Raw genomic sequence first — 1,721 nt, forward strand, 5'->3', positions numbered from 1 at the left:
TCATTCTGGCTATCGGAATTGTCGTTGATGATGCGATCGTTGTGGTCGAAAACGTTGAACGAAACATCAAAAATGGCATGTCTCCCAGAGATGCGTCTGCCCGCACCATGGACGAGGTCCAAAATGCGATCATCGGGACGACACTGGTTTTGATCGCCGTCTTCGTGCCGGCCGCTCTGGTTCCTGGCATCACCGGCCAGTTTTACCGGCAGTTTGCCGTCACGATTTCCGTCGCAACAGTTATTTCGACTATCAACTCACTCAGCCTTTCGCCGGCGATGGCCGCCGTAATCCTGAGGCCAAACTCCAGTGCACCAACACGAAACCCGCTGGCCTTCGTCACAGACCCGCTCAGCAATGGGTTCAACAGAGGGTTTGATGCAATGGCGTCCACTTATGGTCGGACCGTGCGCGCACTGTCTGGTTCAACCGGGATCCGCAGCATTGTTCTGCTGGTCTTTGCCGGATTGATGGGCGGAACATACTGGATCACGACAAAAGTGCCGACCGGGTTCATACCGGAAATGGACCAGGGGTACGCCATCGTTGTGGTGCAACTGCCGGATGGTGCAGCACTGGACCGGACCGACGATATCATCAGACAAGCGACTGAGATAGCATTGGAAACACCCGGGGTCACGAATGCTGTGGCATTTGCCGGTTTCTCGGGGGCGACATTTACCAATGCAAGCAATCAAGGTGTTATTTTCACCACCTTCGAGAGCTTCGAAAGCCGCCAGGAAAACGGGCCGACTGCAGGTGCTATTGTGGGCCAGCTTTTTGGCCGAATGCAGGCCCTGCGCGAAGCCTTTATCATCGCCATTGCTCCTCCGGCGGTCCGTGGCGTTGGAACTGGTGGCGGTTTCAAGCTTCAGCTTCAGGAACTTGAAAGTGCAGACATGTCACGCGTGTTGCAATCTGCCTATGCAGTCATGGGCAGTGCAAGCCAGTCGGACAAGGTTCAGGGCGTGTTCACAACCTTTTCGTCCGGATCGCCGCAGTTGTACCTTGAGATCAATCGCGTTCGGGCACAAATGCTCAACGTCCCGATTGGCGAAATATTCGAAGCCCTCTCAATCAACCTTGGATCTTCCTACGTGAACGATTTTAATGCTTTCGGGCGTCTTTTTCAGGTGCGCGCGCAGGCGGACGAACCGTTCCGCCTGAACCAGAGTGATATTCGAAGTCTGCGAGTCCGTTCTGCAACTGGGGCTTTGGTTCCGTTGGGCACCTTGGTTACCGTCCGGGAAACCGCCGGCCCCGCCTTGGTTCAGCGCTACAATCAACAGGTGTCTGTGCCGGTTCAAGGGTCGCCAGCGCCCGGTGTGTCGACGGGGCAGGCATTGCTTGAAATGGAAGCCCTTGCAGAGGCAGTCATGCCACCCGGTCTGGAATACGAGTGGACCGAACTCGCCCTGCAGGAACGCAATCAAGGCAATACGGCAGCTTATATCTTCGCCTTTTCGGTACTGTTTGCCTTTCTGTTTCTTGCGGCGCTTTACGAAAGCTGGACGCTTCCGATGGTCATTGTTTTGATCGTTCCTCTCGCGGTGCTGGGCGCAATGCTGGGGGTTATGTTCAGAGGTATGGACAACAATATCCTGACGCAGGTTGGATTGATTGTTCTTGTGGGGCTTGCTGCAAAGAATGCCATTCTTATCGTGGAGTTTGCCAAGCAAGCGCAGGAAGAACGTGGGTTGTCAGCTATTGATGCCGCCGTC

Annotated in this window: 1 protein-coding gene; it reads left to right on the forward strand. The window is 55.0% G+C overall.

The window, feature by feature from the left end:
* Positions 1-1,721: efflux RND transporter permease subunit (locus tag AC2FNU_RS24685; protein ID WP_496794255.1), on the forward strand; the 1,721-nt coding region annotated here is incomplete at both ends.

The sequence above is a fragment of the Ruegeria sp. BHSB064 genome (assembly GCF_059613205.1).